At 69.1% G+C, this 7,005-nt stretch carries 7 protein-coding genes; 6 read left to right on the top strand and 1 reads right to left on the bottom strand.

The genetic code is table 11. From position 1 onward, the window contains the following. Window positions 1-511, bottom strand: a 511-nt coding sequence (locus tag AC5E6L_RS13060; protein ID WP_491773842.1) for a phytoene desaturase family protein, incomplete at its 3' end; no start/stop codon positions are given. A gap of 103 nt (window positions 512-614) precedes the next feature. Between AC5E6L_RS13060 and AC5E6L_RS13055 the strand changes: the two genes are divergently transcribed. The 6 genes from AC5E6L_RS13055 to AC5E6L_RS13030 form a co-directional block, all read left to right on the top strand. After that, window positions 615-1,484: a polyprenyl synthetase family protein gene (locus AC5E6L_RS13055; RefSeq protein WP_491229663.1), complete on the top strand. Its 870-nt coding sequence runs from the start codon at window positions 615-617 to the stop codon at window positions 1,482-1,484. Window positions 1,485-1,529: 45 nt separating this feature from the next. Beyond that, window positions 1,530-2,654, top strand: coding sequence for a methyltransferase (locus AC5E6L_RS13050; RefSeq protein ID WP_491773840.1), 1,125 nt, complete (start codon window positions 1,530-1,532; stop codon window positions 2,652-2,654). A 106-nt stretch (window positions 2,655-2,760) separates the two neighbouring features. Continuing rightward, the gene (gene bchC, locus AC5E6L_RS13045; protein ID WP_491773838.1) at window positions 2,761-3,702 is read left to right on the top strand and encodes a chlorophyll synthesis pathway protein BchC; all 942 of its coding nucleotides are present in this window, start codon (window positions 2,761-2,763) and stop codon (window positions 3,700-3,702) included. After that, the gene (locus AC5E6L_RS13040; RefSeq protein WP_491773836.1) at window positions 3,699-4,703 is read left to right on the top strand and encodes a chlorophyllide a reductase iron protein subunit X; all 1,005 of its coding nucleotides are present in this window, start codon (window positions 3,699-3,701) and stop codon (window positions 4,701-4,703) included. Before bchC ends, AC5E6L_RS13040 begins: the two co-directional genes overlap by 4 nt. A gap of 1 nt (window position 4,704) precedes the next feature. Then, the gene (bchY, locus tag AC5E6L_RS13035) at window positions 4,705-6,294 is read left to right on the top strand and encodes a chlorophyllide a reductase subunit Y (protein ID WP_491773834.1); all 1,590 of its coding nucleotides are present in this window, start codon (window positions 4,705-4,707) and stop codon (window positions 6,292-6,294) included. Next, the coding region (locus AC5E6L_RS13030; protein ID WP_491773832.1) for a nitrogenase component 1 at window positions 6,291-7,005 on the top strand (715 nt) is incomplete at its 3' end. The genes bchY and AC5E6L_RS13030, both read left to right, overlap by 4 nt.

Genomic DNA, 7,005 nt, shown 5'->3' with positions numbered 1-7,005 from the left:
CCAGATGGCGGCGGAGCGCCAGCGGCCCGAGCCGCCACAGGAACCGCGGCACTGTCGGCCGCGCGCCGGCGATGAACGGCTCCCTGAGCGTTTCGAAGATGCGCGCGCTGTCGGCGCGGAAGCGGCGATAGCCGTCGGCATTGGCGCGGTCGCTGAAATCCGCGATCGCCTCGGCAGACCGGTCGATGTCGGCGAACAGGTCGAGCGTCGAACCGTCGGGCCAGAAGTGCCGCGCCAGGACGTCGGCCCCCTCGATGTCGACCTCGTCCTCAAGCCGCTGGCCCGAGCCTTCCAGAAGCCGGTCGAAAACCCACTTCATGGTCAAGACCGTCGGCCCGCCGTCGATCGCCGCCCCGCCGACGCGCACCTGGCGCGCCTTGCCGCCCGGCGCGGCCGCCCGTTCGAGCACGAGCACGTCATGGCCGTGGCCGGCAAGGCGAATGGCCGCCGCCAGCCCGCCCATGCCGGCACCGACGACGACGATCCGCTCGCGTTGCATTCCCACGGTCATGGCTGGCGCCGCGTTGACATTTCCGTCCGATGTGTCAATTTCACTTTACAGTCTTTTCCGTCGTTGTAAATTGACGCAAACGGCGCCGATCGGGAGGGTGGCGATGGACATGCACAAGCGGATCGAGCGCGCCCTCGAAAGAGCGGTCAGGCACGCCACCGCCGGCGGCCAGCCGCCGGGGATCGCGGGCGCCTTGCGCTATGCGGTGTTTCCGGGCGGGGCGCGCGTCCGCCCGCGCCTTTGCCTCGCTGTCGCCACGGCGTGCGGCGACGAAAACCCCGAGGCGGCCGACGCGGCCGCGACAGCGATCGAGCTGCTGCACTGCGCCTCGCTCGTCCATGACGACCTGCCCTGTTTCGACGATGCCGATACGCGCCGCGGCAAGCCCTCGGTTCATGCCGCCTATTGCGAGCCGCTGGCCTTGCTCGCCGGCGACGCGCTGATCATCGCCGCCTTCGAGACCGTTGCGCGCCAGTGCGTGGCGGCGCCGCACCTGATCGCCCCGCTGGTCGGCACCCTGGCCAAGGCCGCCGGCATGCCGCACGGCCTGGTCGCCGGCCAGGCATGGGAGAGCGAGAACGACATTCCGCTCGCCGAATATCACCGCGCCAAGACCGCCTCGCTCTTCACCGGGGCGACCATGGCCGGCGCGATCGCCGCGGGCGCCGATCCGCAGGTCTGGCGCGCCATGGGCGACCGGCTGGGCGCGGCCTACCAGGTGGCCGACGATCTGCGCGATTGCGCCTCAAGCGAAGCCGAAATCGGCAAGCCCTGCGGACAGGATGATCTCAATGGCCGCCCGAACGCGGTCGCCGAAGACGGACTCGATGCAACGATCGCCAGGCTGCACGACATGGTCGGACAGACGGTCGCCGCCGTGCCCGACTGCCCCGGCGCGCCGGTGCTGCGCGACCTGATCGCCGGCGAGGCCAGGCGGCTGATGCCGAAGAGCCTTGCCAGCCATGCCGCCTGACGGGCCATGGCCGAGACCGGCGCGCACCCGTCATAGACCGGCAAGATGACCGAGGGAGCGGACCGGCCGCGCCCGGCCATCGGCGATCGCATCCGCGCCTGGCGCAACCGCATGATCGCCGATCCGGCCTTTCGCGCCCGCGCGCGCCGATGGCCGGTCCTGCGCCGGATCGCCAACCGCCGCGCCAACGACCTGTTCGCGCTGACCGCCGGTTTCGTCAATTCGCAAGTGCTGCTCGCCTGCGTGGAACTGGACCTGTTCCCGGCGCTTGAGGGCGAGCCGAGCGAGACCGCCGCCCTCGCCCGCCATATGAACCTGACCGAGGACGCCGCCGGCCGCCTGTTGCGCGCGGCCGAGGGGCTCGAACTCGTCACGCGGACCGGCCAGGGGCGCTGGACGCTGGCCGATCACGGCGCGGTGCTGGCCCGGAGCCCCGGCATCGTCGCGATGATCCGCCACCATGCCATGGTCTATCGCGACCTGGCCGACCCCGTCGCGCTGTTGCGCGATCCGCCCGCCGAAACCGGGACCTCGCGCTTCTGGTCCTATGTCGGCGGCACGGTCGGCGCCGAGGACGGCGCCGCCTATTGCGAACTGATGCGACTGAGCCAGCAGATGGTGATCGCCGAGGTGCTCGATGCGGTGGACCTGTCCGGCCGCCGGCGCCTGCTCGACATGGGCGGCGGCAGCGGCGCCTTCGTGGCGGCGGCCGGGGCGCGCTGGCCCGGCCTCGATCTCGCCCTGTTCGACCTGCCGGCCGTCGCCGAAGCCGCGCGCGCGCGGCTCGCCGGCGAGGCGATCGCACAGCGGCTGACGATCCATGGCGGCTCCTTCCTGGACGACCCGGTCCCGGCGGACGCCGACTGCTACACGCTGATCCGGGTCCTTTACGACCATGACGATGCGGCCGCGCTGCGCATCCTGACCGCGATCCGCAAGGCCATGGACCCCGGCGACATGCTGATCATCGGCGAACCCATGGCCGGCGCCGGCCCGGCGGCGCGACAGGTCGCCGCCTATTTCACCTTCTACCTGCTGGCCATGCGGTCGGGCCGGTGCCGGACGCCCGACGATATCTTCGCCCTGCTCGCAAAGGCCGGCTTTGGCCGCATGCGCACGCGCCAGACCGCGATGCCGGTCGTGGCCAGTGTCGTTTCGGCACAAATCTGAGCCGGTTCCACACATGGCATGTAAAAAATAGTTGACACTTAAATATGTCATCATAGGATGACGCACGGAGGCAGAGTCCGGCGCTCGTCTGGCCGGACCGGACACGATGCAGACCGAAGCGATCGTATTGGAAAAGCCCATGCACATCGCCCTGCGCGATGTGCGCCTTGCGCCCCCCGCGCCCGGCGATGCGCTGGTCGACGTGCTGTGGAGCGGCATTTCCACCGGCACCGAGAAGATGCTGTGGGACGGCACCATGCCGACCTTTCCGGGCATGGGATATCCGCTGGTGCCCGGCTACGAGACGGTCGCGCGCGTGCGCGAGGCCGGTCCCGATTGCGCGCTCGCGCCGGGCCAGACGGTGTTCGTGCCCGGCGCGCGCTGCTATGAGGATGTGCGGCCCCTGTTCGGCGCGACGGCGGCGCATCTCGTCGTCGGCGGCGACAGGGTCCATCCGGTCGGCGAAGCGCTGGGGCGCGACGCCGTTCTTCTTGCGCTGGCGGCCACCGCCCATCATGCGCTGGCCCTGCCCGGCGCCGCCCTGCCCGGCCTGATCGTCGGCCACGGCGTTCTGGGGCGTCTTCTGGCCCGCATGACGATCGCGTTCGGCGGCGCGGCGCCGACGGTCTGGGAGATCGATCCGGCGCGGCGCGGCGGCGCCATTGGCTACGCCGTCACCAGCGCCGACGAGGATGACCGCCGCGACCATGGCACGATCATCGACGCCAGCGGCGATGCGGGCATCGTCGATCTAGCCGTCACCCGTCTGGCGCGCGGCGGCCAGATCGTCCTGGCCGGCTTTTACGCCGAGCCGCTGAGCTTCGTCTTCCCGCCCGCCTTCATGCGCGAGGCATCGATCCGCATCGCCGCCGAATTCCAGCCCGACGACGTCGAGGCCGCGCTGGCGCTCATCCAGGGCGGCCGGCTCGACCTGTCGGGCCTGATCTCCGACGAGGCGCCGGCAACAAGCGCCCACAAAGCCTACCGGACAGCCTTCAACGATCCGGCCTGCACGAAAATGGTTCTGACCTGGGAGGCAGACGCATGACCGACTCTTTGGCCCGGCCCGGCGCCGAGATGTACGACGCGCTGCGCGAGGAAGCCGCGCAGGAACCCGATCCGGTGCCCACCGGCGAGGTGAAGAAACAAACGCAGATCATCGCGATCTACGGGAAAGGCGGCATCGGCAAGTCGTTCACGCTAGCCAACCTGTCCTACATGCTCGCCCAAACCGGCAGGAAGGTGCTGCTGATCGGCTGCGATCCCAAATCGGACACCACCTCGCTCCTGTTCGGCGGCAAGGCGTGCCCGACCATCATCGAGACCTCGTCCAAGAAGAAGGAGGCGGGCGAGGAGGTCGCCATCGGCGATGTCTGCTTCAAGCGCGACGGGGTGTTCGCCATGGAACTGGGCGGCCCTGAAGTGGGCCGCGGCTGCGGCGGGCGCGGCATCATCCACGGTTTCGAGACGCTCGAAAAGCTCGGCTTCCACGACTGGGATTTCGACTATGTGCTGCTCGATTTCCTCGGCGATGTGGTGTGCGGCGGCTTCGGCCTGCCGATTGCCCGCGACATGTGCCAGAAGGTGGTCGTCGTCGGCTCCAACGACCTGCAATCGCTCTATGTCGCCAACAATGTGTGCTCGGCGGTCGAATATTTCCGCAAGCTGGGCGGCAATGTCGGCGTCGCGGGCATGGTGGTCAACAAGGATGACGGCACCGGCGAGGCGGAAGCCTTCGCCGAAGCGGTCGGCATCCCCGTCCTTGCCGCGATCCCGCAGAACGAGGACATCCGCCGCAAGAGCGCCAACTACCAGATCATCGGCTATCCGGAAGGCCGGTGGGGCGATCTGTTCGGCGAGTTGGCCACCAATCTGTGCGAGGCGCCCCCGCACCAGCCCGCGCCCTTGAGCCAGGACGGCCTGCTCGGCCTGTTCGACACCGAGGAGACGGGCGCGGACTTCGTGCTGACCCCGGCGACGATCGAGGACATGTGCGCGGCCGGCAAGATCGACAAGCCCTCCCTCGAAGTCATCTATGACGAGGTGTGAGATGGCAACGACGACGCTCATCAAGAACCCGCACGTTCCACCCGAGACCGAACCGGCGCCCGACCCGGACGCCGAACTGGCCCGTCAGGCAGCCGCCAAGTCGGCCGTCGACGGCGCCGGATGCCATGCCGGCGCCGAGCAGATGAAGGCGGCCGCAAAGGCCGCCGGCAATGCCGAACTGATGGAAGGCTTCGAGCGCGACTATCCCAAGGGCCCGCACGAACAGCCGCAGAGCATGTGCCCGGCCTTCGGCAGCCTGCGCGTCGGCCTCAGGATGCGCCGCGTCGGCACGATTCTCAGCGGGTCGGCCTGCTGCGTCTACGGCTTGACCTTCACCAGCCACTTCTACGGCGCGCGCCGCTCGGTCGGCTACGTGCCGTTCAATTCCGAGACGCTGGTCACCGGCAAGCTCTACGAGGACATTCGCGATGCCGTCCACGAGATGGCCAAGCCCGAGGACTATGACGCCATCATCGTCACGAACCTGTGCGTGCCGACCGCCTCGGGCATTCCGCTGCAAGCGCTGCCGCCCGAGATCGACGGCGTGCGCATCGTCGGCATCGACGTGCCGGGCTTCGGCGTGCCGACCCATGCCGAGGCGAAAGACGTTCTGTCCGGCGCCATGCTCAAATATGCGCGCGGCGAAGCGGGCGCCGGCCCGGTCATGGCGCCGCGCGAGGGCATCTCGGAACGCCCCACCGTCACGCTGGTCGGCGAGATGTTCCCCGCCGACCCGGTGGTGATCGGCCAGATGCTGGAGCCGATGGGCCTTGCGGCGGGTCCGGTCGTGCCCGTGCGCGAGTGGCGCGAACTCTATGCGGCGCTCGACTGCGCGGTGGTCGCCGGCATCCATCCCTTCTATACGGCGTCTTTCCGCGAGTTTGCCGCCGCCGGCCGGCCGGTCGTGGGCTCGGCGCCGGTGGGCGCCGAAGGGGTCGATGCCTGGCTGCGGGACATCGGCGAGAAGGCCAATGTGGCCAGATCGAAGATCGATGCCGCCCGCAACGCCTTCATGGGCGCAACGCGCGGCGCGCTGGCCGCCAACCCGATCAAGGGCCGGATCACGCTGTCGGGCTATGAGGGCTCGGAACTGCTGGTCGGCCGGCTCCTGGTCGAGGCGGGCGCGGATCTGAGATATGTCGGCACCGCGTGCCCGAAAACGGCGTTCTCCAAGGCCGACGCCGAATGGCTCCGGTCCCATGGCGTCGAGGTGCGGTACCGCGCCTCGCTCGAACAGGACATCGCCGCCTTCGAGGCGTTCGAGCCGGACCTTGCCATCGGCACGACGCCGGTCGTCCAGCACGTCAAGGAGACGGGCACGCCGGCGCTCTACTTCACCAACCTGATCTCGGCGCGCCCGCTCATGGGTCCGGCCGGCGCCGGTTCCGTCGCCACCGTCATCAACGCGGCGATCGCCAACAAGGCCCGCTTCGACGCGATGACCGAATTCTTCGAGGGCGTCGGCCATGGCGACACGTCGGGCGTGTGGGAGGACACGCCGCAGGTCAACACGAGCTTCCGCAAGAAATACGCCGCGCGCATGAAGATCGCCAAGAACGCCGTCGACGCGGGCGAGGCGGTGGGCACATGACCCTGATCATCGATCACGACCGCGCCGGCGGCTATTGGGGCTCGGTCTACGCCTTCACCGCCATCAAGGGCCTTCAGGTGATCATCGACGGGCCGGTGGGCTGCGAGAACCTGCCGGTTACCTCGGTGCTGCACTATACCGACGCCCTGCCCCCGCACGAACTGCCGATCGTGGTCACCGGCCTTGCCGAGGAGGAACTGGGCAAGACGGGTACCGAGCAGGCGATGAAGAACGCCCGCGCCGTGCTCGACGCCGACTTGCCCGCCGTCGTCGTCACCGGATCGATCGCCGAGATGATCGGCGGCGGCGTCACGCCCGAGGGCACCAACATCCAGCGTTTCCTGCCGCGCACGATCGACGAGGACCAGTGGCAGTCCGCCGACCGCGCCATCAAGTGGCTTTGGACCGAATACGGCCCCAAGAAGGGCAAGGTGCGGCCGCCAAGGGCGGTCAAGGAGGGCGAAAAGCCGAAGGTCAACGTCATCGGACCGATCTACGGCACCTTCAACATGCCGTCCGATCTCGCCGAGATCCGCCGTCTGATCGAGGGCATCGGCGCCGAGATCAACATGGTCTTCCCGCTCGGAAGCCATCTGGCCGACGTGCCAAGGCTCGCGCAGGCCCACGCCAATGTGTGCCTTTACCGCGAGTTCGGCCGCGGTCTTTGCGAGGCGCTCGACCGGCCCTATCTTCAAGCGCCGATCGGCATCC

The organism is Roseitalea sp., from assembly GCF_984466335.1.
Note: the sequence above shows the minus strand (reverse complement) of the source record. Positions and strands in the feature narration are given on the sequence as shown.

What these genes read in the sequence shown, in the direction of transcription:
- AC5E6L_RS13055 (WP_491229663.1), top strand. Translation starts at nt 615, where the DNA reads ATGGACATGCACAAGCGGATCGAGCGCGCCCTCGAAAGAGCGGTCAGG.
- AC5E6L_RS13050 (WP_491773840.1), top strand. Translation starts at nt 1,530, where the DNA reads ATGACCGAGGGAGCGGACCGGCCGCGCCCGGCCATCGGCGATCGCATC.
- bchC (WP_491773838.1), top strand. Translation starts at nt 2,761, where the DNA reads ATGCAGACCGAAGCGATCGTATTGGAAAAGCCCATGCACATCGCCCTG.
- AC5E6L_RS13040 (WP_491773836.1), top strand. Translation starts at nt 3,699, where the DNA reads ATGACCGACTCTTTGGCCCGGCCCGGCGCCGAGATGTACGACGCGCTG.
- bchY (WP_491773834.1), top strand. Translation starts at nt 4,705, where the DNA reads ATGGCAACGACGACGCTCATCAAGAACCCGCACGTTCCACCCGAGACC.